The following is a 25,824-nucleotide window of genomic DNA, read 5'->3' as shown; positions in this document are numbered from 1 at the left end:
GCCTTAGCCTCTTCCCGCAAATTCCACCTGCTCCGCCGTGACCGCTGCGGCCGCCGCCTTGGCGGCCACACGCAGCCAATCGGCATTGCGCGCATTGAGATCGGCCAGAATACCGGGAACGAGCGAAGCATCGTTGGCGTGGCAATTGGCGATTTCAAACCCCATCAGATCGAGCATGTCAGGCGACAGCAGCACCTCGGCATCACCGCCGACTTCGATCTTGCGGCTGTTGGGCGAGAGCCGGCGCACCAGCAAGCCTCCGTCCACCTGATAGCGCGGATCGGGTGAGCGCGCCCGCCCGCCAGCGATAATACCCGTCCGGATCGTCCTGTCCGACGGATCATGCTTCAGCGACCAGCCGGACTGCAGAAGCGCCTTGACCTCGCGCAAGACCGGGCCGCCGCGCCATTCGACATAGGCGATGAAGCGCGGACGGCCCAGGCTGCCCGTGCCGGCCAGACGCGGTTTCGGCTCGAATGTCGTCGCTGGTTCGGGCAATGCCTTGCGCAGTGCCTTGAGGTAGCGGTCCGCGACGGGATCCGTCGCTGGCGGCAGGTTGCGGTATTTCTCCCAAAAGGCCTTGCGCTCGGCATTCGGCAGCAAGACGGCGTTGCGCAGCCATTTGTAATCGCGCTCGAGAATGACGGGAGACGGCTGGCGCAGTCCGCGGCGATAGCCGGCAAGGATACTGTCGGCAACAACACGCAGCGTCGGGCCGTCCTCGCCGCGCGCCAGCATGGCACTCGTGGCAAGGCGCACGAGATCGAGCGCGTAGGGCATGACGGCCGCCTCGTCGAAATCATTTGCGCCCCAGACGAGGCGGCCTTCCTCGTCGCGCCAGGTGCCGAAATTTTCGAGATGCGTATCGCCGATCGCCAGCAATTGCGGCGCGCTCTTGAGCTTAGGGCAAACGTCGAGGATGGTTTCCGCCCAGCGCCAATAAGTGCCGCGCAGGAAGGAGAAGCTGTCGGCCTTCATCAGCTTGTGCTTCTTTGCCAGACCCGCCTCGACCAGATCGGCGCCGAGCTGCGCCCGCATCCAGGTTTCGTAGGCAGCCACCGATTGCCGGATCGTCGTCATCTGCGCCCTCGCCACAAGCATCATCGCTTCGGATAGCATGACGATCCGATCCTGGAAATTCGATGTCGGGAGTGGAGGCTGGAATGCCTCCGCTTTTCCACCGGATAACCCTTGTCCAAACCGCCTCCCCGTGCCAATTTCGCACCCGCGAAAGGGGACGGCATGACAGGGGCAGACGATACGGGGACCAGCGGCGATTTTCGGAGCCGTATCAGGACCAGCTTCGAGCGGCAGGCCGCCATGGCGACAATCGGCGCAGAGCTGACGCGCGTCGAACACGGAACGGTCGAGATCGAGCTGCCCTTCGATATCAAGCTGACGCAGCAGCATGGCATATTGCACGCCGGCATCATTGCCGCGGCGCTGGATTCGGCCTGCGGCTTTGCCGCCTATAGCGTCATCGACCCTTCCGCATCGATCCTCACGATCGAATTCAAGATCAATCTGATGTCGCCGGGGCGCGGCGAGCGCTTCCTGTTTCGCGGCGATGTCACCAAGCCCGGCACGACGATCATCGTCGCCGACGGACGCGGCTATGCCATCGGCGACGGGCCGGCCAAGCTGATCGCCTCGATGACGGGAACGATGATGGTCATCCGGGGCAGGGAGGGAATTAGCGGATGAAATTCGAACTGAAGCGGGTATCGGGCAAATCGATCCTGTTCGTCATGGCCGCCGAGGCCGAATATGGGCCCTTCCTGCGCTCGCGCATCGATCCGCTGATGACGGGCGTCGGCCCGGTGGAGGCAGCGATCGCGCTCACCCGCGCCTTCGCGCGGCTCGAAGCCCAGGACGATCTTCCCGATCTCGTCGTGTCGCTCGGCTCGGCGGGCTCCGCCAGGCTGGAACAGACGGAAGTCTATCAGGTCACCTCGGTTTCCTACCGCGACATGGATGCCTCGCCGCTCGGCTTCGAAAAGGGCCGCACGCCTTTCCTTGACCTGCCGGCGACGATCGAGCTGCCGCTGCGCATCCCGACCATCGCCGAGGGCAGCCTTTCGACCGGCGCCAATATCGTCTCAGGCGCGGAGGCCTATGAGCGCATCGGCACCGACATGGTCGACATGGAAACCTTCGCGGTGCTGCGCGCATGCCAGACCTATGGCCTGCCGCTGATCGGCCTGCGGGGCATTTCCGACGGGAAGGTCGATCTGCAGCACATTTCCGACTGGACGGAATATCTGCATGTGATCGACCGCAAACTCTCCTACGCCGTCGACGGCCTGTTTACGGCGCTGGAGGACGGCGTATTCTGGTTCTGAGAGACTGGAAGCCGCCGAAGCAATTCCAGGAAAGGTGTGCAGCGGTTTTCCGTCCGGAATTGCGAAAAAAGACAGAGAATATAGGACAATCGGGACAATAAAATCGGCTTGCGCGTGATTTGCCCGATTGCCAGGGAAAGCGCTTTTCATTAAAGGCTCGCCATGACCCAGACAGCACATCCAGACACCGTTCTCATCGTCGATTTTGGCAGCCAGGTGACGCAGCTCATCGCGCGGCGTGTGCGCGAAGCGGGCGTCTACTGCGAAATCGTTCCCTTCCAATCCGCCGAAGCCGGCTTCAAGCGGCTGCAGCCGAAAGCCGTGATCCTCTCCGGCAGCCCGGCCTCGACCGTGGACGAAGGCTCGCCGCGGGCGCCGCAGATCATCTTCGACAGCGGCATCCCGGTCTTCGGCATCTGCTACGGCCAGCAGACCATGTGCATGCAGCTCGGCGGCAAGGTAGAGAGCGGCCATCACCGCGAATTCGGCCGCGCCTTCCTCGAAGTCGACAAGGATTGTGCTCTCTTCGAAGGGCTGTGGTCGAACGGTTCGCGCCATCAGGTCTGGATGAGCCACGGCGACCGCGTCACCGCGCTGCCGGAAGGCTTCGAAGTGGTCGCGACGTCCTCGAACGCGCCTTACGCCTTCATCGCCGACGAGAAGCGCAAATATTACGGCGTGCAGTTCCATCCGGAAGTCGTGCATACGCCCGATGGCGCTAAGCTGATCGGCAACTTCATCCACAACATCGCCGGCATCAAGGGCGACTGGTCGATGTCGGCCTATCGCGCCAAGGCGGTGCAGGCGATCCGCGATCAGGTCGGCGACAAGCGTGTCATCTGCGCTCTTTCCGGCGGTGTCGATTCCTCCGTTGCCGCGCTGCTGATCCACGAGGCGGTCGGCGATCAGCTGACCTGCATCCTCGTCGACCATGGCCTCATGCGCAAGGACGAGGCGGCAAACGTCGTCGCCATGTTCCGCGAGCATTACAATCTGCATCTGATCCATGTCGACGCTTCCGACCGCTTCATCGGCGAGCTCGAGGGCGTTTCCGACCCCGAAACCAAGCGCAAGATCATCGGCCGCCTCTTCATCGAGACCTTCGAGGATGAGGCCAAGAAGCTCGGCGGTGCCGATTTCCTCGGCCAGGGCACGCTCTATCCCGATGTCATCGAGAGCGTTTCCTTCACCGGCGGTCCTTCGGTCACCATCAAGTCGCACCACAATGTCGGCGGCCTGCCGGAACGCATGAAGATGCAGCTCGTCGAGCCGCTGCGCGAGCTCTTCAAGGACGAAGTGCGCGTGCTCGGCAAGGAGCTCGGCCTGCCCGACAGCTTCATCGGCCGCCATCCCTTCCCCGGTCCCGGCCTGGCGATCCGTTGCCCGGGCGGCATCACCCGCGAGAAGCTGGAAATCCTCCGCGAAGCCGACGCCATCTATCTCGACGAAATCCGCAAGGCCGGCCTCTACGACGCCATCTGGCAGGCCTTCGCCGTGCTGCTCCCAGTCCAGACCGTCGGCGTCATGGGCGACGGACGCACCTACGAATTCGTCTGCGCCTTGCGCGCCGTCACCTCCGTCGACGGCATGACCGCGGATTTCTATCACTACGACATGGAATTCCTCGGCCGCGCCGCGACCCGTATCATCAACGAAGTCCGCGGCATCAACCGCGTGGTCTACGACGTCACCTCGAAGCCGCCCGGCACGATCGAGTGGGAATGATTCAGGCCCCTCCGAACGCCGCCGAATCTACGCTGCGGTACGATCTAACATACTGAAAACAAAAATAAATATCTCCTATTCCTATCGACATCTATCGGTGGGCATAGTTCGCGTTCGGCGGCCTCGCTGACGGGCCTTGCCCCCATTGATCAATCGGAAAAACGAAAGTACCGTCAGGTCAAACGAGGCCAATGACGGTACTTTTTTCGAACTAATGCGCTGAAATACAAGCATTTTCGACGCCATCGGCCTGCAAAAACCGCGTGACGGTACTTTTACGCAAGGAGGCCCGAAATGTTGACCGATGCAGCACTCAAGTGTCTGAAACCAAAAGCCAAAATGTACAAGGTTTCCGATCGTGACGGTATGTATGTGCGCGTCGCGCCGTCGGGGGCCATCTCGTTCAGGCTCGACTATCGGCTGAACGGCAGGCGGGAGACCATCTATCTCGGCAGATATGCCCGTGACGGAATATCGCTCGCCAGGGCTCGCGAGCTATGCATCGACGCGCGGCGCGCGATCACCGAGGGGCGGTCTCCCGCCATCGAGAAGCAGCGCGAGAAGCGCCGGATCAAGGAAGCAAAGAGTTTCGGCCAGTTCGGCGAGAAGTGGCTGACCAACGCAACCATGGCCGACAGCACGCGCGCGATGCGTCGCTCCATCTTCGAACGCGAACTTATGCCCGTCTGGCGAAATCGTCTCCTGACAGAGATCACACCGGATGATCTCCGCGCTCACTGCGGCAAGATCGTCGAACGGGGTGCTCCTGCAACTGCTATCCATGTGCGTGATATCCTGAAGCAGATCTACGGCTTTGCCATTCTGCACGGCGAGAAGGTCGCCAATCCGGCCGATGACGTCGGTCCAGCCTCGATCGCTACCTTTACGCCAAAGGACCGCGCGCTTTCGCCGGCAGAGATCCGCATTATGTTCAAGCAACTCGAGCATGTTGCGACGTTGCCAACGATCCGCCTCGGTATGAAGCTCTACCTCCTCACCATGGTCCGGAAGAGCGAGTTGCAGGATGCAGTTTGGGACGAGATCGATTTCGACAACGCCGTCTGGACCATCCCGAAGGAGCGCATGAAGCGATCGAAGCCGCACAACGTCTACCTTTGCCGACAAACGTTAGACATCATGATCGCGCTCAAGACTTGTTCCGGCAACTCCCGATATCTTTTGCCGTCCCGGTACGACGCGGACGCGCCAATGTCTCGCGCGACCTTCAATCGGATCACCTACGCCGTCGTCGAGCGAGCCAAGAAGGAGGGGCTGCCATTGGAGCCATTCACGGTCCATGATCTGCGGCGCACGGGGTCGACGCTGTTAAATGAGCTGGGCTTTAACAGCGACTGGATCGAAAAGTGCCTGGCGCACGAGGATGGGCGCTCGTCGCGCGGTGTCTACAACAAGGCCGAGTATGAGGTGCAGCGCCGGCATATGATGCAGCAGTGGGCGGATACCGTGGACGCCTGGATCGACGGCCGGAAGTATGCTCCCACGCTTTTGCCGCAAGCTATGCCCTTGATGGAATTGGATCCCGCCCTTTGACCGGGCGGGATTTGCGCTTGGTGACGTCAGGGTGCTGTGCTCGACGGATCGGGGCGGCCCGCCGTGCCATTAGCCACGCCTCGACCTCGGCCAGGTCCCAGACGATACAACGCGGCGAGAGCGCGAACCGACGGGGAAACTCGCCACGCTGCTCCATTTCATAAATAGTGCTGTCAGCCATCGGCACCATCTCGCGCAACTGCTGCCGCCGGATTGTTCTCCGAATTTGCGTAGTTTCGATCTTTGCCATGCTCAATCTCCTGATTGCTGAGGCGATTGAGAATGATAGATGCTGATACTGGAAGCCCATTCGGAACGCCGTGCGGTGTTTTCGGGCTATAGCGTACACATCGGCGGGGTTCTTCCTAACTGCTAGGTGCAGCATAGGGGCGAACACGCGCTGATAGACAAGCTCGAAAGGTGTGGGGGATCGCTACGAGGGGACGCATTCAGTAAACGCGACTCCCTTCAAAATTCGGTTCCGAAAGGAGTGTCGGTTCGATTCCGACCACCCGCACCATCCTTCGTTAGACCTTCACGGTCCTGGCGTAACCGAGCGAAGAGCGATGCCGCTGAGCCGCCTTGCGCAATAAGCCAGGCGAACGCCGGCGGCGCGTCTAGCTGAGCGCCGACAGGGGCCGGGGACGGCTACGTTTTAAGCCGGCAGGAGCCCTTTGGCCCGATAGCTTTCGATCAATGCGTCGAACATCGAAATGTCCGAACGGCTTCTCGCCATGAGCTGAGCACCGGCGACCGCTGCGAAGATCGCGCGTGCCTCGGCTTCGCTGTTTTCCGGGCGCGCAGCGCCGGCCGCGACAAGCGCCTTGCTGATCCAAGCCACGTTGATCTCGGCGAAGGTCTGAACCTCTGCCGTTACCTCCTGCGGAAGATCATCATATTCGGCTGACATGAAGCTGCAGAGGCAAAGCCGGTTGTCGCTCTCAAGCGATCGTCGGAAGATTTTTGGATACTCCCGGAGTGCGCTGATCGGGTCCCCCGAGTCGTCGAGCAAGGTGTCGAGCTCGCTTTTAGTATCTTCCCAATAACGGCGCGCAACCGCTGCACCCAGGCCAGCCTTGCTGGGAAAGTGATGATAGATGCTCGCCGCCTTGATCCCGACCTGGGCTGCGAGATCGCGGAAGTTTAGCCCGCTGTAGCCATGTGATTGAGCGATCTCCCTGGCAGACGCCAGGATCGCTTCCTTTGAATTCGTCGTCATCTCCGCGCCTCAGATTTAGCGGCTCTTACCTACCAAGTGTTAGATAGGGGTTGACGAGCAAAAAATAAAGGATTTATATCAGCCTAACGAATGACAGGTAGGCTGCGCATGGATCGTGACGGAGCCCGAGACAGAGAGAAAGCCATGCATCAGAACATCATCTATTCGGACGCCACGAAGCTCGCTGACATGATCCGCAGCCGTGAAGTCTCCGCGGTCGAGGTCGTCAAGGCGCATCTGGATCGCATCCAGGCCGTGGATCCGAAGATCAACGCGATCGTCACGCTTGCCGATGACGCTCTTGCGAAGGCCGAAGCGGCGGACGCCGCGGTCCGCGCGGGTGACGAGCTTGGTGTCCTTCACGGCGTCCCGTTCACGGTCAAGGACTCGATCGATACCGCCGGCGTGCTGACGCAGCGTGGCTCGCCGGTCTTCAAGGACCGCATGCCCGACGCTGACGCAACCAGCGTCGCACGGATGAAGAGGGCCGGAGGCATCCTCCTCGCGAAGACCAATCTTCCCGAATTCTCCTACTGGATCGAAAGCGACAATCTCCTTACCGGCCGGTCCAACAATCCCTGGGACCTGACGCGGACGCCGGGTGGTTCGAGCGGCGGCGAGTCGGCGGCCATCGCGGCGGGCATGTCGCCGATCGGCCTCGGCACGGACCTCGCCATCTCGGTGCGCGGCCCGGCAGCCCAGACTGGTATCTCGTCCATCAAGGCGACGCATGGCCGCGTCCCGATGACAGGCATTTATCCGCGTGCGCCCCGCCGCTTCTGGCACGTGGGACCAATGGCCCGCAGCATCCGCGATCTGGCGCTCGCCTTTTCGCAGCTTGCCGGTCCGGACGGCCACGACGCCTTTTCAACGAGCACAGTTCAATTCGACGCCGGCATCGGCCGTCAGCCCTATAGGCAGCTTCGGGTGGGCTGGCTGGTCGAACCGGGCTTCGGGCCGATCGACCCCGAAGTCGCCAAAGTGGTCGAGGCAGCCGCCGAAGCGCTCAAAAGCCTCGGGCTGCATGTCGAGCCAGTCCGCATTCCCGCGCTCGAAAAGAACTTCGCGCTCGACGTCTTCAACCGCATCCACGTGATGGAAATGAAGTCAGCCTTCGCGGAGGCAACCGCCGGCCACGAAGACCAGATGTACAAGATGTCCAAGACGATGCTGTCGCTGCCCGACACCTCCATGGCGGACTACGTCGAAGCCGAACAGGCGGCCGAGCGTCTTCGCGATGGCTTCGCCGAATATTTCCAGAAGTTCGACGCGCTGATCACGCCGGTGCTGCCCCTCCCAGCCCACAAGCATGGTCAGGAGGAGTTCGTCATCAATGGTCAGACGGTCGACGCCACCTACCTGCAGGGCGCGACCGTGCCGCTCAACGTCACCGGCTTGCCGGGAGTCTCCATGCGGTTCGGCACGAGCAGGGAAGGTCTGCCGATTAACGTCCAGATCGTCGGCAGTTGGCAGGCGGAGTCAACGATCCTGGCAGTCGCGTCTCAGCTGGAAAGTGTAAGCACCGTCAGAGAGCTGCGCCCGGATCTTTGACCTGCATGCGGCGCCGAGATCCTGCGGAAGCTCAGGATCTCGGCGCTCTGAGAGCACTGTGCGTCCCAGCGCGAGAGGAGCCGCTGTCCATGCGACCATTTACGTTTCATTCCACGAGAGCAGTTTGGTTCGGTCCGGCCATATCGAGCGCGCTCCCCAACGACATCGCCGACCTGCTTGGCCCTCGGGTCATTCTCGTCACCGACGCGGGTATCAGCCGCCTCGGCTTGGCAGACCCTTTCATCGCAGGCCTTCGAACAGCTGGCGCAACTGCTTCTGTCTTCGACAGTGTCTTGCCTGAGCCGCCGGACGAGAATGTCCATGCCGCCGCCGCCATGGCCAAGGACATGTCGGCAACCGGTGTCGTCGGCTTTGGCGGCGGCTCGGCCATGGACGTTGCCAAGGTGGTCGCCCTGGCGGTCGGCAGCAACCAAACCCTGGATCAGGTCTATGGTGTGAATGTCGCCACCGGGCCACGTTTGCCGCTGGTGCTTGTCCCAACAACCGCCGGCACCGGCTCCGAGGCGACGCCGGTCGCGATCCTCGTGGTCGGTCAGACAAAGAAGGGCGTCATCTCACCTCATCTGCTGCCTGATGCGGCGGTGCTTGATCCCGAGCTGACGCTAGGCCTGCCGCCAGCTGTGTCGGCTGCCACCGGGATCGATGCAATGGTCCACGCCATCGAGGCCTACACATCCGCATCGTCAAACCGCAACCCGATCTCGCAAGGGCTTGCTCAGCAAGCGCTACGCTTGTTGGGTGGCAATCTTCGCCGGGTCGTTGATCATGGCGCCGATCTGGATGCGCGCAGCTCGATGCTGTTGGGCTCGTTCCTGGCGGGTCAAGCGTTTGCCAACTCACCAGTAGCTGCGGTGCACGCGCTCGCCTATCCCATCGGTGGCCGCTTCCATGTGGCGCATGACCGTTGCGATACGTCTGACACAGACGGGAGGCCCCGACGTGCTTACAGTCGAGCCAACCGTGAAAGCGAAGCCTGGCGCAGGCGAGGTTTGGCTCGAGCAGGAGGCGATCGGCGTCAATTATCTTGATGTCACACAGCGCAACGGGGCGGTTTCGATACCGCTGCCCAGTGGTCTCGGTCTTGAGGGGGCCGGTCGCGTGGTCGCAATCGGAGCGGGGGTTGCGAACGTGGCCGTAGATGATCGCGTCGCCTACATGCTGGGTCCGATCGGCAGCTACGCCAGTGGCCGCCTCTATCCTGCGAACCGCCTCGTTCGGCTTCCCGATGAGATCAGTACCGAAACTGGCGCCACGGTGTTGTTCAAGGGTATTACCGCGCATTACTTGCTGCACAGCACTTACGCCGTTCGCCCCGGTAGTGTCGTGCTGCTTTACGGTGCAGCAGGGGCACTCGGCCAGCTTATGGCATCTTGGGCGAAGGCGATGGGCGCCTTCGTCATTGGGGTGGTCTCCAAAAAATCGAGCGTGGAGCGCGCGGAGGCGGCTGGTTGCGATGCAGTGCTTATCTGGGGCGCGGGCGATCTTCCGTCTGCGGTTGCCGGCCTCACCAACGGCCAAAAGGCCGATGTTGTCTACGATGGCATTGGCAGGCCCACGTTCACAGCCTCTCTCGATAGCCTTCGAACGCGCGGAATGATGGTGTCGATCGGAGCTTCCGGCGGAGCACCTGACCCCGTCGCGGTCGCGACCCTCAACACCAAGGGTTCCCTGTTCCTTACCCGTCCCGGCCTGGCGGCTCATGCGACTGATCTGACGGAATATCACCGCCGCGCGAATGCGGTGTTCGACGCAGTGATTGCCGGCGTGATCAAGCCCGCCGCCGCAAATCTTTCCGCTCCGAGATGCGGCGGCGGCGCACGCCGCATTGGAAGATGGTACGGCGGGAGGGGCGGTTCTGCTCAAGCCATGATGCACGCTTTACCAGTCAATTCTTTGCAGGAGCTCGCTCTTCTTGAAGCAGCTTCGCTTTTCGCCGGCTCTCGCCGGGAAGACGCCCGATGGAAACGAGGCCGTTTCCTCAACGAACCGACGACGCAGCCGCGTTAGCTCTAGCCGGGAGCGCCTCTGGTCTTCCCTCAGCTGCAACTGCTCTTGAATAGCGACTCGTTCGTTCGCATTTTTTAGTCGAAGGCATGCCGCAGAAGGACAGCGTGTTGCGTGTGGAGGAACGATGACAGACCTCGATGATGTGAAGGCATTCCTAGCCGTAGCCGAGGCTGGCAGTTTCAGCGGCGCCGCTGTTGAGATGGCAACTTCCAAGTCGGTGGTCAGCCGACGTGTCGCCCGGCTTGAAGAGGGCCTTGGCACTCGATTGTTCACCCGTAGTAGCAAAGGCATTACCCCCACGGAGGCAGGCGACGCGCTTCGGTTTCGTGCCGGCAGTGCCTTTGGCGAGCTCGCCGAAGCTTTGCGCGACGTCGCGCGGAGCACGGGTGAGCTGACGGGCGTTCTGCGCATCACGGCGCCAATTGCCTTCGGGACCGCGCACCTGGCGGATTTTCTCGTGGACTTTATGCGGGATCATCCGAAGCTGAAGATGGACGCCTCCTTCACCAATCGGCGGATCGACATCCTCGCTGATGGGTTCGACGTGGCAGTTCGCATGGGCGCTCTACCAGATTCAACGCTGATCGCTCGGCGCATCGCGCCCATGCGTATCAGCGTGGCTGCAAGCCCGAATTACCTCGCCAAGTTCACAGCGCCGAAGCGGCCTCGGGATCTCACCGCGCATGATTGCATCATTTATGGCGTGCCCGGGGGTGACCTGTGGCGGTTTCGAGGAAAGGATCGCGTCACCTCGATTCGCGTCGCTGGCCGAATGCGCTCCGACAATGCCGAGACAATTGTGGCGGCGGCGATCGCCGGGATGGGCATAGTGGCTCTGCCGACTTTCGTACTGGCGGGGGCGATCGAGCGTGGGGCGCTGATCCCGCTCCTTACCTCGTTCCCAATGATCGAGCAGGCATTGTTCGCTGTCCGCCCTCCCGGCCCCCCACCAGCAAAAACCCGAGCCTTCATTGATGCTCTTGCCGCGCGCTTCGGACCGGAGCCTGACTGGGACTACCTCTCCCAGGCATCCGCGCGGGCTCGAACCAACGGCAGTGAAGGCTAGTTTGGAAATAGGCACGCTCCTGACATGCCATTCACCTCTAACCCGGTGCCGTCGTTCGCGCAGGCGCAACAAGCGGTTGCCCTAACCTTGCCTCCAATGTCGGTCCGCTTTGTCCTAACGTGACGGCTTGATCGCGGCTCCACGCGCGCATCTCCGCGGGGCCTTCAACCTGTATGGGAGAGCACCGATGTTCAGAGCACTTCTGGCTTCTAAAACTCACGATGAAATTTCGACCGATATCGTCGAAATGGACGACGAGACTCTGATGGAGGGCGATGTGTCGATCTCCGTTGAGTATTCGAACGTCAACTACAAGGACGCGCTGGCGATCAGTGGACGAGCAGAGGTCATCCAGGCGTTTCCACTTGTCCCCGGGATTGATCTGGCCGGTACGGTTGAGACATCCTCGAATGATGGTTTCTCGGTCGGAGATCGCGTCGTCCTCAACGGATGGGGGCTAAGCCAAACTCATCATGGCGGCTATGCCCAGAAAGCCCGCGTCAAGGGCGATTGGCTTGTGAAGCTCCCGGAGAATTTGTCAACGAAGGACGCTATGGCAATCGGGACGGCGGGCTATACCGCGATGCTCAGTGTGCTGGCTTTGGAACATGCCGGACTGAATCCCGCGCGAGGCGATATCGTTGTGACCGGAGCAAACGGTGGCGTCGGCTCGGTTGCAATCGCGATCTTGTCGAAGCTGGGATACCGCGTGATCGCATCGACAGGGCGACTTGAGGAGGAGGAATATCTGCGTGCGTTGGGTGCAGCGGAGATTATCGACCGCCGTACCCTATCCGAATCGGGCAGCCCCATCGCGCAAGAGAAATGGGCTGGCGCGGTCGACTCCGTTGGAAGCCACACGCTGGTGAACCTGCTTGCGCAGACACAGTATCGCGGCGTGGTGACGACTTGCGGACTTGCTCAAGGTGTCGACCTTCCTGGATCGGTCCTCCCGTTCATCTTGCGGAACATCACGCTGGCTGGGATCGATTCCGTAAACGCGCCCAAGGAGGTCCGACTGGCGGCGTGGTCACGCCTCGCGCAGGATCTCGACCTAAGTAAGCTTGCTGCGATGACACAGGTAGTCGGCCTTGCCGATGTTCCGAATATTGTCGACGAGATATTCCAAGGAAAGGTGCGTGGACGCACCGTTGTCGACGTTAACGCATAGTAGGCGGCGAAGCATTCAATTACGCGGCGGCGGTCGCGCGCGCGTCCAACGAACGCCCCGAGACATTGTGTCGGTTACCGTGGTCTTGGCCTTAGTCGCCTGGACGGCCTTCCAGCATCGCAGACCCGCAGAGCATTCGCGATCTTCCTCGTCGCGTCTCAACGTCCCAAAAAGTTGCGTAAGCTTGGCGGTTGAGCACGGCATATGCCGCCGGCCGGACGGTCTCGGATATGCCTGAAAAACCACCGCCGAGCGCGCTCTGCGTTCGCGTGAGCGCAACGGACGGTTTCGGTTCTGCCACCTTCATTATCTAGCGGCTGAGTTCGATCTTTAGGCCTCGATCATGGTTCCGCACACCTGACAAAACGGAACCGCTCCAACCAGCCGAAAGGTGAAATATGTCCAATCTTCTTGTCATCGAAGTAAGTCCCCGAGGTCCATATTCAGTATCTCGTAATCTGGCCAAGCGGTTTACGGAAAAGTGGCAATCGTCTCACGGCGGCGATGTCGCCGTGCGTGACCTCTCCACGACCGACGTTCCATACATCAGCCTGCCGTGGATCGGCGGCGCCTTCACACCGCCAGAACAGCACTCGCCGGAAATGGTCGAGGCAATTCGTGTATCTGACGAATTGATCGCCGAGCTGAAGGCCGCGGATGAGATCCTCATCGCCACACCGATGTACAACTTCTCGATTCCGGCCGTTCTCAAGTCCTGGGTAGACCATGTTCTTCGCGTCGGCGTCACGTTCAGCCCGAGCTACGAAGGCTTGGTTACCGGCAAGAAGGTCACCGTCATCATCGCAACAGGTGGCGACTTCTCGCCGGGCGCGCCTTTCGAGAGCGCCAACGTCGCCAGTGCATATCTGCGCCAGGTGCTCGGTTTGATCGGGATCACCGACCTGAACATCGTCCTCGCCGGTCCCACCCTTACCGTCGACCAGGGGCAAACGACCATCGATGACTTCTCCGCGCGCTTTGAGCCGGCACTCGAGGCCGCAGCATCCTGACCCGCGCCTGCCGTCGCGGTCGGCCTGTTACCGACCGCAACGGCTTCGCTATTAAGATCGCCAACAACGGTTGTCGCCCATGGAACACCCCCCAATACGCGTCGGTATTATCGGCGTCCACCCAGACAGAGGTTGGGCTACCACCGCCCACATTCCTGCGCTGAAACAGTTACCTCAGTTTCAGCTCACAGCGATAAGTCATCATGATCATGACATCGCCGTTGCTGCTGCGCGAAAGAACAATGTGGCTTATGCGCTGAATACGACTGACGAGTTGGTTAACCATCCCGAGGTCGATCTGGTTGTGGTGTCAGTCAAGGTCATGCGACACGAGGAACTGGTCACACGCGCCATCGAAGCGGGTAAATCCGTGTTTTGCGAATGGCCCCTTGGCATCAATCTCAGCGAATCCATCAAGATGCGGGATCTGGCTCGCTCGAAGGGCGTGAGGTCTGCGATCGGGCTTCAAGCACGGGCCGCCCCACCATTTGCCTACATGCGGGATTTGATCAGCAATGGCTTTGTCGGTGAGGTACTGTCCAGCACCATGATAGGGTCCGGCCTCATTCTCGGTGAGTCCATGAGCGAGGTGTATGCCTACACTCTCAAGCCAGAGAACGGGATTGGCCTGCAAAACGTCATGTTCGCCCACTCCGTCGATGGCCTGCTCCATGTTCTCGACAGTCGGTTCGCTGATGTGAGGGCGGCGTTTGCCACACGGCGCAAGACTGTCCAGATCGAAGAGACGGGCAAGTTTCTTCCCATGTCCGTGCCGGATCAACTGGTAGTGAACGGCACACTGGAAAACGGGGCGGTCGTCGCCGTTCATTTCCGGGGCGGGCTTTCGCGAGGAACCAACTTCCATTTCGAGATCAACGGCACAGACGGGGATATCGTCCTTACCAGCCCGGTCGGCTACGTTGGCTTTGGAGGTTTCACGCTGAGGGGGGCGACCGGCACGGAAACGCTGAGAGAACTGGATATCCCCGCGTCCTATGGCGCGGACGGGTTCGTAGACGAGGCCTCGCAGAGCGTAGCCTTAGCATATGCCCGGCTCGCCTCAGACATAAACGCTGGCACCCACCTCAGTCCGACCTTCGATGACGCAGTCGAGCTCCATCGGCTTATCGACGCGATCGAACGCAGTGGTGGTCTGGAATGGCGGCGTTAGGATGACGGCTCTACAGTACCTTTTGCCGGTATGGTCCGCCTATATTCTAGTGACCGCCAGCCCCGGGCCCAGCACCATGGCCATTATGGGAACGGCGATGGCGCACGGCCGCCGGTCGGCGTTCGCATTAGTGGCGGGCATCCTCACGGGTTCTATGACATGGGCGATACTTGCAGCTGCAGGGCTTGCTGCGATTCTCGCGACCTACGCCAACGCGATGTGGGGTATCCGAATTATTGGAGGAATGTATCTCCTGTTCCTTGCCTATAAGTCGGCAAAGTCGGCACTGACTGCCGGCGGTCTTGCAATGGACTTCTCTCGCGGTATCGAGCCGAAACGGTATGGCGCCTTGTATCGTAAGGGCGTCTTCCTGCATCTCAGCAACCCAAAGGCCGTTCTCACCTGGGTTTCCATCATGTCGCTCGGTGTCCAGCCGGGCGTGCCGCCGCATGTGTTTCCGCTCATGCTCGTCGGCAGCTTACTGTTAAGTATAATGATCTTCCTTGGCTACGCCGTTCTGTTCTCATCAGCACCCATGATCAGCGCCTATAGACGGGTACGGCGCTGCTTCGAAGGCGCGGCCGCGGTCTTCTTCGCTTACGCGGGACTTCGCCTTCTGCTGGCGAAAGGCTGAACCGGTAGAAAGTGCTCCCGTGATGAAGCATCATTCGCGGAAACAGGACAGTGTTAGGCTAGCAGCGCCGCCTGTCGGATGCAGCATCTTGAGCATCTCCAAGGATGCTGACTTGTTTGACACCGTTGCAGCGACGTTACCTGCGCGCATGCGTCGCGACCCGGAACACGTTGCGCGGACCGTCCTCGGCCAACCCGCGTGGTGGGTTCGTGGGCTGTTCTGGTTACGGGACAAACTTGCAGCACGCGTCGGATTGAAGACAACCGCAGCGCTTCGGCACGATGCAGAGGCTGTGGGCAGTAAGTATGTCAGTTTCTTTCGCATCCTCAGCTTGACGGCCCATGAAGTCGTGCTTGGTTTGGAAGACCCGCATGTTGATTACAAGACATCGATAGTGCTTCAGAATACCGGCGACGCGACTGAATCCGAGGTATTCGTGACCACGATCGTACACAGTCGCAGCGCGCTGGGGCGAATTTATCTTAAGCTGGTAAGGCCGTTTCATCTCATCATTGTCAAATCGAACTTGAAGCGCGCGTTGCAAAGAGCCATCGCCCGATAGAACGGGAAATGCCCGCACGGCCGGCATTCTCATGGTCCTACGCGCTAGCAATCCGGTCCGTTGCAAGGTCTACCCCGTGTGACCTCGAGGTCGCCATTGCCCGATGATGCTGCGTTACCATGCCCGTTCATCGAGGGCGTTTGCAACGGTCAGTGTCGCCGATCCTCGAGCTCGGGCGTTCGCCTTGCTGAAACTGGCGTTTGCCATTCGCTGATCTTCTCTCCCCATCGGCCGATCCAATATCATGAAGTCAAAAGTGTGCGGCTCGCAGCCGCGCGGATGTGCCTTATCCTTACAGGAGAGACGCCAATGCCTACGTTACCCGTTGCCGCAACTTCACAGCGTCACTCATCTGCGCCGTTGTGCCAACTCGCGGAGCGGTTCGTGCGGGATCGTCGATCGGTCCATGACGGGCGGTGGTGTGGAGAGCCTCAAGTGGGTGTTGGCGCTTGACCAATAATATCGCTCGTAACCCCTCCGCGCGTCCAGGGTGGCCGGAGATCTCCATCGGCTTAGTCGGAATTTCGATTGTCGGCCTTGGCGGAGGTGCAGCCCTTGCGCAGCTGGGAATGGACCCTGTCAGGCTCGGGTTGATCTTTACCGCGCTATCCGGAATCGGCGGTTTGGCCGGCTTTTTCGCGGCTTTTCTTCTCCGCAGCCGTTCATGGCGATATTTCGGGATACGCCGCACCACGTGGGGATGGCTCGGGATCGGTGCCGCATTGGGCGTCGTAGCATTCGTCGCCAAAGGCGTGGCGATCTTCGCCTATATCTCGTTCACGGGTGATAGGGGAACACCGCAAGATATCTACTTGGCTGGCGCGAGCGGAGGAATTTGGACCGTCGTCGTCGCCACTTTCCTCTTTAGCGTTGTCACGCCGATTGGAGAGGAGTTTCTGTTCCGGGGCGTCGTTACGAACGCTCTGCTTAAATATGGAGCAGTTGTCGGAGTGGTCGGCGGCGCTACGATTTTCGCCGTCTTCCACGGCATCAACGTGGTTTTTCCCGCCGCGTTCGTCGCTGGATTGGCGGCTGGCGAAGTGTTTCGCCGCAGCGGATCCATATGGCCGGCGGTCGTTGTTCATTCCGTCGTCAACCTGCCCACCATCCCAGTCATGGTCCTGGCGAGCGCCAGCTGAGTGGCGCCGAAACCCGACCTTCCGGCTGATCAACCATCAATACAAGGTGCGTCCTGCTGGTCGCAGGTCACCCCCCAACCATTGGAGTGAAGGCATGAATCTCGGACTTGAGGACAAGAAGGTTATCGTCAGCGGCGGGTCGCGCGGGATCGGTCGCGCGATTGTCGAGCTGTTTCTGGCTGAGGGCGCACAGGTGAGCTTCTGCGCGCGAGGCGACAGCGGAGTGCGCGAAACCGAGCGGGCGCTCGGCGCATCGGCTTTCGGTAGTGTGGTGGACGTCACTGATCCCACGCAGGTCGAGGCCTGGGTCAGAGATGCGGGCGCGCGTATGGGCGGTGTGGATATCGTTGTGCCCAACGTGAGCGCGCTTGCCGGTGGCGGCGACCTTGCCACTTGGCGCCAAGCCTTCGATACCGACATCCTCGGCACTGTGACAATGGTAGGTGCCGCCCTGCCGTTCCTCAAGGCATCCGGGGCGGCCTCCGTGGTCCTGATTTCGAGCGTCTCAGGCCGCGAGGTCGACATGTTTGCTGAGCCTTACGGTGTCCTCAAGGCAGCGCTGATCCACTACGGTAAGGCTCTTTCGGCGCGTCATGCGCCTGACGCTATTCGGGTCAACACGGTTTCCCCTGGAAATGTGTATTTCGCCGGCGGGTCATGGGACCACATCGAGCGAGAGATGCCAGATGTGTTCGCGAAATGGCTCTCAAAGAATCCGATGGGCAGAATGGCGACACCGCAAGAAGTCGCTAACGCCACCATTTTTCTCGCCAGCCCGGCAGCGAGCTTCATTACTGGAACAAACTTGCTGGTTGATGGAGGCTTAACTCAAGGCGTTCAATTCTAAGGGACGCTTCTATCCAGCCAAATAGTTAAATCGGTCCGAGATGGCTCGGCAAGTTTGAGCCGAGCATCGAAGGGCGGAGGTGACCCAGCTGAAGCGGAGCACTTTGGAAGGTATCGACGGTGCCGGATGTCAGTAAGCGGTGTTTTGACCGCACCTTCCGGATCAGTGCGTGATTGACGATGTTGAGCCCCGAACAAGGGCTTGGACATATGTCGATTTCACAGCTTACGCTTACATCCAGCGATGAAGAGCCGGTGCGGCGGTTCGAGGTTTTCACAGGCAGCGGCCGGCGGCGCGAGTGGGGCGACGAGCGTAAGGCGCAGATCGTCGCGGAGAGTTATGAGCCGGGAGTGACGGTCTGCTCCGTGGCGCGGCGTCATGGATTGACCCCGCAGCAATTGTTCACCTGGCGTCGGCTCGCCCGGAAGCCGCTGGACACTGTACCTGATGTCGAGGATGTTCCAATGTTTGCGCCGGCGATCCTGGATGTGCCGACGAAGCCTGTGGCGAAAGAGCCTGAACCGGCCCGTGCATCGAGAAAGAAGTCGAGCAGCGGCGCAATCGAATTGGAGATCGGCGGGACGCTCGTCAGGATCGCATCCGGAGCGGACGCGGCCACGATTGCCGCCGTCATTCAAGCCGTGAAGGCACAGTCGTGATCGGGCCGTCGGGAGCGGTAAAGGTCATGGTCGCCACCCGGCCTGTCGATTTCCGCAAAGGCGCGGAGGGCCTAGCTGCGCTGGTAAAGGCCGAGATGGGTGCTGACCCGTTCTCCGGCACGATCTACGTGTTCCGGGCCAAGCGCGCGGACCGGATCAAGCTGGTTTTCTGGGATGGCAGCGGGGTGTGCCTTGTGTCCAAACGCCTTGAGGATGGAGAGTTCCATTGGCCCAAGATGCAGGATGGTGCGATGCGCCTGACGGCCGCTCAGTTCTCGGCATTGTTCGAGGGGCTGGATTGGAAGCGCGTTCATGCGCCCATCGAGACGCGCGCCCCGGAGAAGGCTGGATAGCCAATGCGACCAATTGAATCAGGCTCACCCACGCCCTCGTTTTGGTCGCCGGTTTATGCTGTTGTCGCTCCATGACGATGACGGCCGACGAGCTTCCGGACGACCTGAACGCGCTCAGAGCCATGGTGCTTTCGCGCGAGGCGGAGAATGCCCGGCTGCGCCAGATCATCAAGGAATTGCAGCGCCACCGCTTCGGCCGCAGAGCCGAGACGCTTCCGGAGGATCAGCTTCTCCTTGGGCTCGAAGAAGCCGAACAGGTCGAGACGGACGGTCTGGAGGAGAAGGAGCATGCATCCAGTGATCTGCACCGGGAGCGGGTCGCAAAACGGCGGATAAACCGCGGCTCACTTCCTGCCCATCTGCCGCGCATCGATGTGGTCATCGACATCGAGAGCCATGACTGCCCCTGCTGCGGCAACGGCCTGCACCGGATCGGCGAGGACGTCAGCGAGAAGCTCGACATCGTGCCGGCCCAGTTCCGCGTTCTGGTGACGCGCCGCCCCAAATACGCTTGCCGCGCCTGTGAGGAAGTCGTCGTCCAGGCTCCAGCTCCCACGCGGCTGATCGAGGGTGGCATTCCGACCGAGGCGACCGTTGCCCAGGTGCTTGTCTCTAAATATGCCGACCACTTACCGCTCTACAGGCAAGCGCAAATTTACAAGCGACAGGGGATCGATCTCGACCGTTCAACACTCGCTGACTGGGTCGGTCGAGCCGCCTGGCACCTGCGCCCGGTTCATCAAAGGCTGCTCGAGCATCTGAAGGCCTCGTCCAAGCTCTTCGCCGACGAGACGACCGCTCCAGTGCTCGACCCGGGTCGGGGAAAGACGAAGACTGGGCAGCTTTGGGCCTATGCTCGCGACGACAGGCCATGGCAGGGAGCCGATCCGCCCGGCGTCATTTATGTCTATGCGCCCGATCGCAAGAGCGAACGCCCGATGGCGCATCTTGATGGATTCGTCGGTGTCCTGCAGGTGGACGGGTACGTGGGCTATCGCGCGCTCGCCGCCGGCAACAGCGTGTCTCTGGCGTTCTGCTGGAGCCATGTGCGCCGGCGCTTCTATGAGCTGTCGGCCGCCGGTCCTGCACCCATTGCCAGCGAAGCGCTCAGGCGTATCGCCGAACTCTACAAAATCGAGGACGATATCCGCGGCATCACCCATGAGGAACGCCGCGCCGTCCGACAGGAAACGAGCCGTCCGATCATCGACAGTCTTGCGCCTTGGCTGACCAAACAACTCTCCCTCATCAGCCAGAAGACCAAGCTCGCCGAAGCCATCCGCTATACGCTCTCACGCTGGGACGGGTTGACCCGTTTCATCGATGACGGTCGCATCGAGATCGACTCCAACACTGTCGAGCGTTCCATCAGGCCGATCGCCCTCAATCGGAAGAATGCCTTGTTCGCAGGCTCCGACGCCGGGGCCGAACACTGGGCAACGATCGCCTCGCTCATCGAAACGGCCAAGCTCAATGACGTTGAGCCACTTGCCTATCTGGCCGACGTCATCACCAAAATCGTCAATGGCCACCCGAATAGTCAGCTCGACGACCTGTTGCCTTGGGCCTTCGCCGACCAGCCAGAAACCAAGACCGTGGCCTGAGAATACCGCTTAGATGAATGCTGTGCGGACGGACGCTCGAAGGCCGCAGCGGCGATCTTAAACGTCAATATGCGTCAGCTTATTCGGGTTTTTGACGATATAGATCGCGAAAATCTTACCGTCGCGAATGCCGAGAGCTGTTGTTTGCAGCCCACCATTTGAATCAAGGCTTACATACCCGGGCAGGCCGTCAATAGTTGCGGTTCGCAGCAAGGTGGGCGGAGTCGCGGCCTTTCGCTGAGCGGAAACGAAGAGTCGCAGTGCACGTTCCAAGCCGCGGATGACTTCTCGGAACGCCAGCACCTTGCCGCCGCCGTCGCTATGTATCTCGACATCGCGCGCAAGCAACGCCGAAAGCGCGGTGACATCGCCGTCACGCGAAGCCGCAAAAAAAAGCGCGCGCAATTCCATCAGCCTCTGCCGCCCCGACGCTGTATCGTGGTCGTGCATTCTGAACATTCTTGCGTGCGCGAGAAGCAAGTTGCCGAACGGTGGCAGGTTCACGATGAAGCACGACCGCGACCTCGGTCAGCGCCACGTCGAACACTTCGTGGAGCAGGAAGGCCGCTCGTTCTAGCGGCGAAAGTCGCTCCAACGCTAACATCAGCGTCACAGTGACATCGTCAGCAATGGCTTCTTGCGCATCAAGAGGCTCGACCAAAGGCTCTGGTACGCGAGCCGCGGCGTGCTCGCGAACGTGGTGTCGCCAGCCTATGTCGATACTCCCATTCTGCGTGATTTGCTGGCGCAGCAGGAAGGGGCAGAGAAACTCTCGCCTGACGAACTGGCCGCTCATTTCAGCCGGCCCTGCGGCCCAATATCGCGGTCGGCCGCCCCGGTAATCCGGAGGACGTCGCTGCTGCGGTCGTATTCCTGGCGTCAGAACGGGCGAGCTTCATCACCGGGACAAATCTTCGGGTTGATGGCGGCTCGGTGATGGCGATCTAGCGGCGCCATGGCGGGAAGTCTATGCACCGCGGTCGGCGGCGTGAAGTCGGTGGCGCCGCCCGCTCAAAGCAGCATAGCGGGGTGGTACCGCGGCGCCGACCTGGTTGATTCTTTTGCCCCGACCTTCGGTGCTGGAATCTCGCGTGACCCGGAAGCTGTAGCGCACGCGATCCTCGGCCGTCCGGCGTGGTGGGTCCACGGGTTCCTCGCGACACGCGATATGACCGTAGCTCGCTTTGGCTTGAAAACGACGGATGAACTTCAACGCAACGCGCGCGAGAACGAGTCCATCGCCTTTTTCCCCGTCCTATCTCGATCAGAAAACGAACTGGTGCTCGGTGTGGATGATCGACACCTTGGTTTCAGAGCGTCGATACTGCTGGGCGCGTTGAATGACGAGGGCGCTTTCGAAGTCGTCGTAACGACGGTCGTTCATCGTCACAATACATTCGGGCGCGCTTTTCTGAATCTGATCAGGCCATTTCACGTACTTGTTATTCGATCAAGTCTGAGGCGCGCTGTCCCAGAGAAAATTGGACAAGTGCAGCGCAGTTCGATGCGCCCATAGCGCAATTTAGCCGTGAGCGATGGCGCGGGAAACTATGCTCTTAAACGCAGTCTACTGCCAAAGGCAGCGATCTGAAACTCGAAGACCGCATACCATTTCGCCAAACTGTCAGTAATTGGTCAACATTAGCGTCCACACCATCGGAGCCATCAATCTCGAGATCATAGCGTTTGCCGATATGGATAGTTTCGAAATCGCGTTGCGCACTGCCGAGAGGCCGATCACCGCGCTGCTTTTCTCGTTCAATCAATATGTCAAGCGGGCAATGGATGGCCACAAAAAACACATCGTGGGCCGAAAGGAGATCGGACAACATTTCCAGCCAACCATCGCTGTCCAAAATATGTTCAAGAATAATGTTGTTGCCCGCATCCGCGAAGGCGGCCAGCGACGCGTGAAAGCCATTGAAAATAGTTTGCCTCGCATCCTTCCAAGCGAATTCCCCGCTTAGAAAGCGGTTCATTGGTAGAATCCCCGCATCGCGATAGTGATCTATTGATAAATGCAAAAATGGCTTTTCAATGCGATTTTGTAACGTCTTTGCGACCGTCGTCTTTCCGCTGCTCGATGCGCCGTGCAGGACGATGATTTGTGCCATCATGTCATCTCCCGCTCGTCATTCCTGCAGCCGCTAGGAGTGTCCATCTCGTTGAGAAATTTTCGATTCCCCTCCTCGATAACCAGATTGCATTTACCCCATTCGCACAGCGGCGATAGCGCCTCATTGAGAGAAGCGCCTAGCGGCGTCACAGAGTATTCGACGCGGGGCGGGACCTGATGGAACATTTTTCGATGTACAAGACCATCGGCTTCCATCTCGCGGAGTTGCTGGATCAAAATTTTCTCGCTGATACCTTTTACGCGTCGTTTGAGTGCGCCGAAGCGGACTGGGCCGGCGTTCAATTCCCACAGGAGCACGCCTTTCCATTTTCCGCCGATGATTTCGAACACCGGCCCGAGTCCATCGTTGTAGGGTTGTCTGCGGATAGACATCGCTCCAATTCTTACCTCAAGGTTGGTATAGAACAAAATAGTAGGTAGTTGCCAGTGTGATAGTAAAGCGGCAACTTTGAGCGGTCAACGGACGCGGCTGGATCGTCCGTACTTCGATTAGAAAGGACCGCTCGGAATGGCCAGAAAGCTTCTCATCTTAGTCGGCAGTCCGCGCCGCGATGGCAACACGGTCACACTTGCCCAAGCCGTACAACGCGGAGCCGAAGCGACAGGTGCCCAAGTCGCGCTTCGCATTCTCGACGACTATGTCTCGAGTTTCCTCCGTGACTGCCGAACATGCCGCCAGCAGAGTGGCGAATGTACAATACCAGACCGCTATCGCGCTCTTTTTTTCGAGGATTTCCTATCTTCGGATAGCGTCGTTCTCTGTTCGCCGATCTACTGGTATGGTTTGTCGGGGCAGGCCAAGTCGTTCCTCGATAGGAGCTTTTGCTATTACGCCGCGTCCTATCCGGGCTCGAAAGAAGTGCTTACTAGCATGTCGGGCAAGCGGATCGGATTGGTGCTAGCCTCCGAGGAGACCTATCCGGGCGCGGCATTGGGCATAATTCATCAGATTCAGGAGTTCGCCCGCTATACGCATTCCAAATTCATTGGCGTCGTACGCGGTGTCGGCAACTCTCGTGGGGACGTACGTAATGATCCGGGGAGGCCGATTGCGAGCGCCGAAAGTCTCGGCGCCGAAATTTTCTCGCATGCTTACTCAGACTATCGACTCGACTCCGCACGCAAAGCACAGGTCTGGCCGTTTACGTGCCATTCTCAATCCACGGCTCCAGGGACCACCTGCGAATAGTATCGACCCTCGAAAAGTACGTCGCCCCCCCGGGGCCGAGGCTGCGCCACTGTTGGCTGAATTGTGACGAGCAGGTCTCCATAACACTCAGCTTGGGCAGGCCCTGAGACCCTCCATCGTCAGGGAGAGGAGGCGGCGTCGTTGCCTCGCGGACAGGTGCCCTTGATCGGCGAGCCATGCGATTGACGCGCATAATGACAGGAGTTCAGTGCTTTCCAAATCAGCTCTGATCAAGCCTTCTGCTTGCGCTCGCTCCAGCAAAATTTTGGCCGACTGCCGCATCTTCGCGCATGAGGCGTGAAGCGAGGAGGACGGGTCCCTGATCTTCGCGACGAATGACGCTGTTAGGTCCTGTCGCGCGGAAGTCTTCGCCACGAAGGCGTCGATCCACTCCTGCAAGGCTTCCAGCGGAGCTTCGGACGCCGAGAGAAGACCTGCCATTTGGGCGAGATCGTCGAAACCGCTGCGTAGAACCTCCTGCAGCAGATCGTCGCGTTTTGGAAAGTGTCGATAGAGCGTTCCCAGCCCTACGCCAGCTTCTCGCGCGATCTCTCTTAGCGATGCGTGGGTTCCGTCGCGCGCGATGATGCGTTCTGCCACCTCGATAACCTTAGCCCGGTTGCGCTGAGCATCGGATCGCCGTTGCGACATCTGAGCTATCGCCCGTTTAGATTCCTGCATCGCCATCACCATTCCTGAAGCGCCAGCCGCATTATCTTGCAAGCGGAGCGCCGCTCCGTTAATGAAAGCGGATCGCCGCTCCGTTTGATATATCGGGCGTAGAGCGATCGGACCAGTGGGAAGGGACGGGTGCGCTGAGTTTGTGAAAGTTATCTAGGAGAGGGCCGTGTCCTCGGCGAGGCTCGCGATCTCATGCCGATCGCCGGGGCTGCATTGCCCGCGGCTTCTGACGTCGGTTCGGTCAAGGTCAATCAGGGTAAAGGGATGAAGTGATGGGTAAATCTGACAGGGCGATCCTCGTGACCGGTGCGACCGGGAAACAGGGCCATGCCGCCGCGCGCCATTTATTGAAGGACGGTTGGCATGTTCGTGCTCTGGTGCGCGATCCGACGAATGAAGCCGCGATAGCCTTGCAAACAGCCGGCGCCCAACTTGTCCCTGGCAATCTTGATGACCAAGGAAGCGTCGACCGCGCCGTTCAAGGGGTCTACGGCGTTTTCTCAGTCCAGCGCACTCAGAGTTCGGATGCTGCCGACGGCTTCACCACTTCAGACGAGGTGCGGCAGGGTATAGCCGTTGCGGACGCGGCCAAAGCGGCCGGGGTTAATCACCTCATCTACTCCTCGGTCGGTGGGGCAGACCGCAAGTCGGGCATAGCGCTTTGGGAGAGCAAATGGGAAATAGAAAAGTACCTCAACGGCATCGGGCTGCCGGTTAGTGTCATACGTCCCGTTTCCTTCATGGAGAATCTGCTGAACACCGCCCGCGGTCTCGCCGGCAACGCCCTAGTGTCCTTTCCCGATCCGGACCGCCCAGTTCAGTTTGTCGCAGTGGACGACATCGGTGCCTTTGCCGCGCTGATGTTCCGAGAGCGATCGGAATATCTAGGCCAGGCCTACGAGTTTGCCGGAGATGAGCTGACCTATACGGAGGTCGCCACTGCAATTAGCCGGGTCGTAGGCCGAAGCATCTCCTATGCGCAGCTTCCGGTTGATGTCATCGAACGCTCGCCTATCGCTGCCGCGGGCGTCGCATTTAGCAGAAGAGATGGTTGGCACGCGAACATACCGGACCTGCGCCGCCGGCTTCCAACTCTGAAGCCCCTCACCGAATGGCTCGCTGGCGAGGGCGGCCGCGTGTTGAAAGCGCTCATTGGAGCCGGGGCATGAGCGGCTTGAGCATTTC

At 60.2% G+C, this 25,824-nt stretch carries 27 protein-coding genes and 2 pseudogenes; 22 read left to right on the top strand and 7 right to left on the bottom strand.

Annotated elements, in window-relative coordinates:
- Nucleotides 1-3: 3 nt before the first annotated feature.
- Nucleotides 4-1,080 (bottom strand): DUF2252 family protein, encoded by a 1,077-nt coding sequence (locus tag I8E17_RS19355; RefSeq protein WP_113366595.1) that lies wholly within the window; start codon nucleotides 1,078-1,080, stop codon nucleotides 4-6.
- Nucleotides 1,081-1,242: 162 nt separating this feature from the next.
- Between I8E17_RS19355 and I8E17_RS19350 the strand changes: the two genes are divergently transcribed.
- The 4 genes from I8E17_RS19350 (at nucleotide 1,243) to I8E17_RS19335 (ending at nucleotide 5,618) form a co-directional block, all read left to right on the top strand.
- Nucleotides 1,243-1,704, top strand: coding sequence for a PaaI family thioesterase (locus I8E17_RS19350; RefSeq protein WP_113329908.1), 462 nt, complete (start codon nucleotides 1,243-1,245; stop codon nucleotides 1,702-1,704).
- A complete protein-coding gene (locus I8E17_RS19345; RefSeq protein WP_112722752.1) occupies nucleotides 1,701-2,342 on the top strand; it encodes a 5'-methylthioadenosine/S-adenosylhomocysteine nucleosidase in 642 nt (213 codons plus the stop codon). The genes I8E17_RS19350 and I8E17_RS19345 overlap by 4 nt, the downstream gene beginning before the upstream one ends.
- Nucleotides 2,343-2,504: 162 nt before the next feature.
- The gene (gene guaA, locus I8E17_RS19340) at nucleotides 2,505-4,067 is read left to right on the top strand and encodes a glutamine-hydrolyzing GMP synthase (RefSeq protein ID WP_069611063.1); all 1,563 of its coding nucleotides are present in this window, start codon (nucleotides 2,505-2,507) and stop codon (nucleotides 4,065-4,067) included.
- Nucleotides 4,068-4,361: 294 nt separating this feature from the next.
- Nucleotides 4,362-5,618 carry a site-specific integrase gene (locus I8E17_RS19335; protein ID WP_219511069.1) on the top strand — a complete coding sequence of 419 codons (1,257 nt, stop codon included), beginning with the start codon at nucleotides 4,362-4,364 and terminating at the stop codon, nucleotides 5,616-5,618.
- Here I8E17_RS19335 and I8E17_RS19330 read toward each other — a convergent pair.
- A complete protein-coding gene (locus I8E17_RS19330; protein WP_219511071.1) occupies nucleotides 5,584-5,868 on the bottom strand; it encodes an AlpA family phage regulatory protein in 285 nt (94 codons plus the stop codon). The two genes, I8E17_RS19335 and I8E17_RS19330, sit on opposite strands and share 35 nt — an antisense overlap.
- Nucleotides 5,869-6,273: 405 nt before the next feature.
- Entirely contained in the window at nucleotides 6,274-6,837 is a 564-nt protein-coding gene (locus tag I8E17_RS19325; protein WP_219511073.1) for a TetR/AcrR family transcriptional regulator, read from the bottom strand.
- Between the two features lie 144 nt (nucleotides 6,838-6,981).
- On the opposite strand from I8E17_RS19325, the gene I8E17_RS19320 reads away from it, so the two are divergent.
- The 14 genes and pseudogenes from I8E17_RS19320 (at nucleotide 6,982) to I8E17_RS19255 (ending at nucleotide 20,632) form a co-directional block, all read left to right on the top strand.
- The gene (locus I8E17_RS19320; protein WP_219511080.1) at nucleotides 6,982-8,388 is read left to right on the top strand and encodes an amidase; all 1,407 of its coding nucleotides are present in this window, start codon (nucleotides 6,982-6,984) and stop codon (nucleotides 8,386-8,388) included.
- 89 nt (nucleotides 8,389-8,477) lie between these two features.
- A complete protein-coding gene (locus I8E17_RS19315) occupies nucleotides 8,478-9,437 on the top strand; it encodes an iron-containing alcohol dehydrogenase (RefSeq protein WP_219511081.1) in 960 nt (319 codons plus the stop codon).
- On the top strand, nucleotides 9,370-10,416 hold the full coding sequence (locus I8E17_RS19310; protein WP_219511083.1) for a quinone oxidoreductase: 1,047 nt from the start codon (nucleotides 9,370-9,372) through the stop codon (nucleotides 10,414-10,416). Before I8E17_RS19315 ends, I8E17_RS19310 begins: the two co-directional genes overlap by 68 nt.
- Before the next feature lie 124 nt (nucleotides 10,417-10,540).
- Nucleotides 10,541-11,482, top strand: a complete 942-nt coding sequence (locus I8E17_RS19305; RefSeq protein ID WP_219511086.1) for a LysR family transcriptional regulator — start codon at nucleotides 10,541-10,543, stop codon at nucleotides 11,480-11,482.
- Between the two features lie 187 nt (nucleotides 11,483-11,669).
- Nucleotides 11,670-12,653, top strand: coding sequence for an MDR family oxidoreductase (locus tag I8E17_RS19300; RefSeq protein ID WP_219511088.1), 984 nt, complete (start codon nucleotides 11,670-11,672; stop codon nucleotides 12,651-12,653).
- A 398-nt stretch (nucleotides 12,654-13,051) separates the two neighbouring features.
- Nucleotides 13,052-13,663, top strand: a complete 612-nt coding sequence (locus I8E17_RS19295) for an NAD(P)H-dependent oxidoreductase (RefSeq protein ID WP_219511090.1) — start codon at nucleotides 13,052-13,054, stop codon at nucleotides 13,661-13,663.
- 79 nt (nucleotides 13,664-13,742) lie between these two features.
- Complete coding sequence (locus I8E17_RS19290; RefSeq protein ID WP_219511092.1) at nucleotides 13,743-14,834, top strand: Gfo/Idh/MocA family oxidoreductase; 1,092 nt, start codon at nucleotides 13,743-13,745, stop codon at nucleotides 14,832-14,834.
- 1 nt (nucleotide 14,835) lies between these two features.
- Nucleotides 14,836-15,468 (top strand): LysE family translocator, encoded by a 633-nt coding sequence (locus tag I8E17_RS19285; RefSeq protein WP_219511094.1) that lies wholly within the window; start codon nucleotides 14,836-14,838, stop codon nucleotides 15,466-15,468.
- Nucleotides 15,469-15,556: 88 nt separating this feature from the next.
- Nucleotides 15,557-16,030 carry a DUF2867 domain-containing protein gene (locus I8E17_RS19280; protein ID WP_219511096.1) on the top strand — a complete coding sequence of 158 codons (474 nt, stop codon included), beginning with the start codon at nucleotides 15,557-15,559 and terminating at the stop codon, nucleotides 16,028-16,030.
- A 449-nt stretch (nucleotides 16,031-16,479) separates the two neighbouring features.
- Entirely contained in the window at nucleotides 16,480-17,169 is a 690-nt protein-coding gene (locus tag I8E17_RS19275; RefSeq protein ID WP_219511098.1) for a type II CAAX endopeptidase family protein, read from the top strand.
- A 94-nt stretch (nucleotides 17,170-17,263) separates the two neighbouring features.
- The gene (locus I8E17_RS19270) at nucleotides 17,264-18,016 is read left to right on the top strand and encodes an SDR family oxidoreductase (RefSeq protein ID WP_219511100.1); all 753 of its coding nucleotides are present in this window, start codon (nucleotides 17,264-17,266) and stop codon (nucleotides 18,014-18,016) included.
- Between the two features lie 323 nt (nucleotides 18,017-18,339).
- A pseudogene (locus I8E17_RS19265) lies at nucleotides 18,340-18,675 on the top strand (transposase); the annotation flags it as partial.
- Complete coding sequence (tnpB, locus tag I8E17_RS19260; RefSeq protein WP_095433219.1) at nucleotides 18,672-19,028, top strand: IS66 family insertion sequence element accessory protein TnpB; 357 nt, start codon at nucleotides 18,672-18,674, stop codon at nucleotides 19,026-19,028. The pseudogene I8E17_RS19265 and the gene tnpB, both read left to right, overlap by 4 nt.
- Before the next feature lie 71 nt (nucleotides 19,029-19,099).
- Nucleotides 19,100-20,632, top strand: coding sequence for an IS66 family transposase (locus tag I8E17_RS19255; RefSeq protein WP_095433220.1), 1,533 nt, complete (start codon nucleotides 19,100-19,102; stop codon nucleotides 20,630-20,632).
- A 57-nt stretch (nucleotides 20,633-20,689) separates the two neighbouring features.
- On the opposite strand, the pseudogene I8E17_RS19250 reads toward I8E17_RS19255, so the two are convergent.
- Nucleotides 20,690-21,305: pseudogene (locus I8E17_RS19250) on the bottom strand (sigma factor-like helix-turn-helix DNA-binding protein); the annotation flags it as partial.
- 134 nt (nucleotides 21,306-21,439) lie between these two features.
- On the opposite strand from I8E17_RS19250, the gene I8E17_RS19245 reads away from it, so the two are divergent.
- A complete protein-coding gene (locus I8E17_RS19245; RefSeq protein ID WP_219511461.1) occupies nucleotides 21,440-21,580 on the top strand; it encodes an SDR family oxidoreductase in 141 nt (46 codons plus the stop codon).
- A gap of 7 nt (nucleotides 21,581-21,587) precedes the next feature.
- A complete protein-coding gene (locus I8E17_RS19240) occupies nucleotides 21,588-22,148 on the top strand; it encodes a DUF2867 domain-containing protein (protein WP_219511102.1) in 561 nt (186 codons plus the stop codon).
- Between the two features lie 40 nt (nucleotides 22,149-22,188).
- Here I8E17_RS19240 and I8E17_RS19235 read toward each other — a convergent pair whose 3' ends face one another.
- The gene (locus I8E17_RS19235; protein WP_229002055.1) at nucleotides 22,189-22,749 is read right to left on the bottom strand and encodes an AAA family ATPase; all 561 of its coding nucleotides are present in this window, start codon (nucleotides 22,747-22,749) and stop codon (nucleotides 22,189-22,191) included.
- Complete coding sequence (locus tag I8E17_RS19230; protein ID WP_219511104.1) at nucleotides 22,746-23,141, bottom strand: helix-turn-helix domain-containing protein; 396 nt, start codon at nucleotides 23,139-23,141, stop codon at nucleotides 22,746-22,748. Before I8E17_RS19230 ends, I8E17_RS19235 begins: the two co-directional genes overlap by 4 nt.
- Nucleotides 23,142-23,277: 136 nt before the next feature.
- Between I8E17_RS19230 and I8E17_RS19225 the strand changes: the two genes are divergently transcribed.
- The gene (locus I8E17_RS19225) at nucleotides 23,278-23,958 is read left to right on the top strand and encodes a flavodoxin family protein (protein WP_219511107.1); all 681 of its coding nucleotides are present in this window, start codon (nucleotides 23,278-23,280) and stop codon (nucleotides 23,956-23,958) included.
- 87 nt (nucleotides 23,959-24,045) lie between these two features.
- Here I8E17_RS19225 and I8E17_RS19220 read toward each other — a convergent pair whose 3' ends face one another.
- The gene (locus I8E17_RS19220; protein ID WP_219511109.1) at nucleotides 24,046-24,645 is read right to left on the bottom strand and encodes a TetR/AcrR family transcriptional regulator; all 600 of its coding nucleotides are present in this window, start codon (nucleotides 24,643-24,645) and stop codon (nucleotides 24,046-24,048) included.
- A gap of 266 nt (nucleotides 24,646-24,911) precedes the next feature.
- Between I8E17_RS19220 and I8E17_RS19215 the strand changes: the two genes are divergently transcribed.
- Entirely contained in the window at nucleotides 24,912-25,808 is an 897-nt protein-coding gene (locus tag I8E17_RS19215) for an NmrA/HSCARG family protein (RefSeq protein WP_219511111.1), read from the top strand.
- Nucleotides 25,809-25,824 lie beyond the last annotated feature (16 nt).

The organism is Rhizobium sp. AB2/73, from assembly GCF_020871915.1.
Lineage (GTDB): Bacteria > Pseudomonadota > Alphaproteobacteria > Rhizobiales > Rhizobiaceae > Rhizobium > Rhizobium dioscoreae.
This window is presented reverse-complemented; position numbering and strand designations above follow the sequence as displayed.

Coding starts and splice junctions, on each gene's coding strand:
- I8E17_RS19335 (WP_219511069.1), top strand. CDS start 4,362: ATGTTGACCGATGCAGCACTCAAGTGTCTGAAACCAAAAGCCAAAATG.
- I8E17_RS19305 (WP_219511086.1), top strand. CDS start 10,541: ATGACAGACCTCGATGATGTGAAGGCATTCCTAGCCGTAGCCGAGGCT.
- I8E17_RS19355 (WP_113366595.1), bottom strand. CDS start 1,080: ATGACGACGATCCGGCAATCGGTGGCTGCCTACGAAACCTGGATGCGG.
- I8E17_RS19320 (WP_219511080.1), top strand. CDS start 6,982: ATGCATCAGAACATCATCTATTCGGACGCCACGAAGCTCGCTGACATG.
- I8E17_RS19290 (WP_219511092.1), top strand. CDS start 13,743: ATGGAACACCCCCCAATACGCGTCGGTATTATCGGCGTCCACCCAGAC.
- I8E17_RS19300 (WP_219511088.1), top strand. CDS start 11,670: ATGTTCAGAGCACTTCTGGCTTCTAAAACTCACGATGAAATTTCGACC.
- guaA (WP_069611063.1), top strand. CDS start 2,505: ATGACCCAGACAGCACATCCAGACACCGTTCTCATCGTCGATTTTGGC.
- I8E17_RS19270 (WP_219511100.1), top strand. CDS start 17,264: ATGAATCTCGGACTTGAGGACAAGAAGGTTATCGTCAGCGGCGGGTCG.
- I8E17_RS19295 (WP_219511090.1), top strand. CDS start 13,052: ATGTCCAATCTTCTTGTCATCGAAGTAAGTCCCCGAGGTCCATATTCA.
- I8E17_RS19345 (WP_112722752.1), top strand. CDS start 1,701: ATGAAATTCGAACTGAAGCGGGTATCGGGCAAATCGATCCTGTTCGTC.
- I8E17_RS19235 (WP_229002055.1), bottom strand. CDS start 22,749: ATGATGGCACAAATCATCGTCCTGCACGGCGCATCGAGCAGCGGAAAG.
- I8E17_RS19240 (WP_219511102.1), top strand. CDS start 21,588: ATGGCGGGAAGTCTATGCACCGCGGTCGGCGGCGTGAAGTCGGTGGCG.
- I8E17_RS19330 (WP_219511071.1), bottom strand. CDS start 5,868: ATGGCAAAGATCGAAACTACGCAAATTCGGAGAACAATCCGGCGGCAG.
- I8E17_RS19215 (WP_219511111.1), top strand. CDS start 24,912: ATGGGTAAATCTGACAGGGCGATCCTCGTGACCGGTGCGACCGGGAAA.
- I8E17_RS19285 (WP_219511094.1), top strand. CDS start 14,836: ATGACGGCTCTACAGTACCTTTTGCCGGTATGGTCCGCCTATATTCTA.
- I8E17_RS19315 (WP_219511081.1), top strand. CDS start 8,478: ATGCGACCATTTACGTTTCATTCCACGAGAGCAGTTTGGTTCGGTCCG.
- I8E17_RS19325 (WP_219511073.1), bottom strand. CDS start 6,837: ATGACGACGAATTCAAAGGAAGCGATCCTGGCGTCTGCCAGGGAGATC.
- I8E17_RS19230 (WP_219511104.1), bottom strand. CDS start 23,141: ATGTCTATCCGCAGACAACCCTACAACGATGGACTCGGGCCGGTGTTC.
- I8E17_RS19255 (WP_095433220.1), top strand. CDS start 19,100: ATGACGATGACGGCCGACGAGCTTCCGGACGACCTGAACGCGCTCAGA.
- I8E17_RS19225 (WP_219511107.1), top strand. CDS start 23,278: ATGGCCAGAAAGCTTCTCATCTTAGTCGGCAGTCCGCGCCGCGATGGC.
- I8E17_RS19350 (WP_113329908.1), top strand. CDS start 1,243: ATGACAGGGGCAGACGATACGGGGACCAGCGGCGATTTTCGGAGCCGT.
- I8E17_RS19220 (WP_219511109.1), bottom strand. CDS start 24,645: ATGGCGATGCAGGAATCTAAACGGGCGATAGCTCAGATGTCGCAACGG.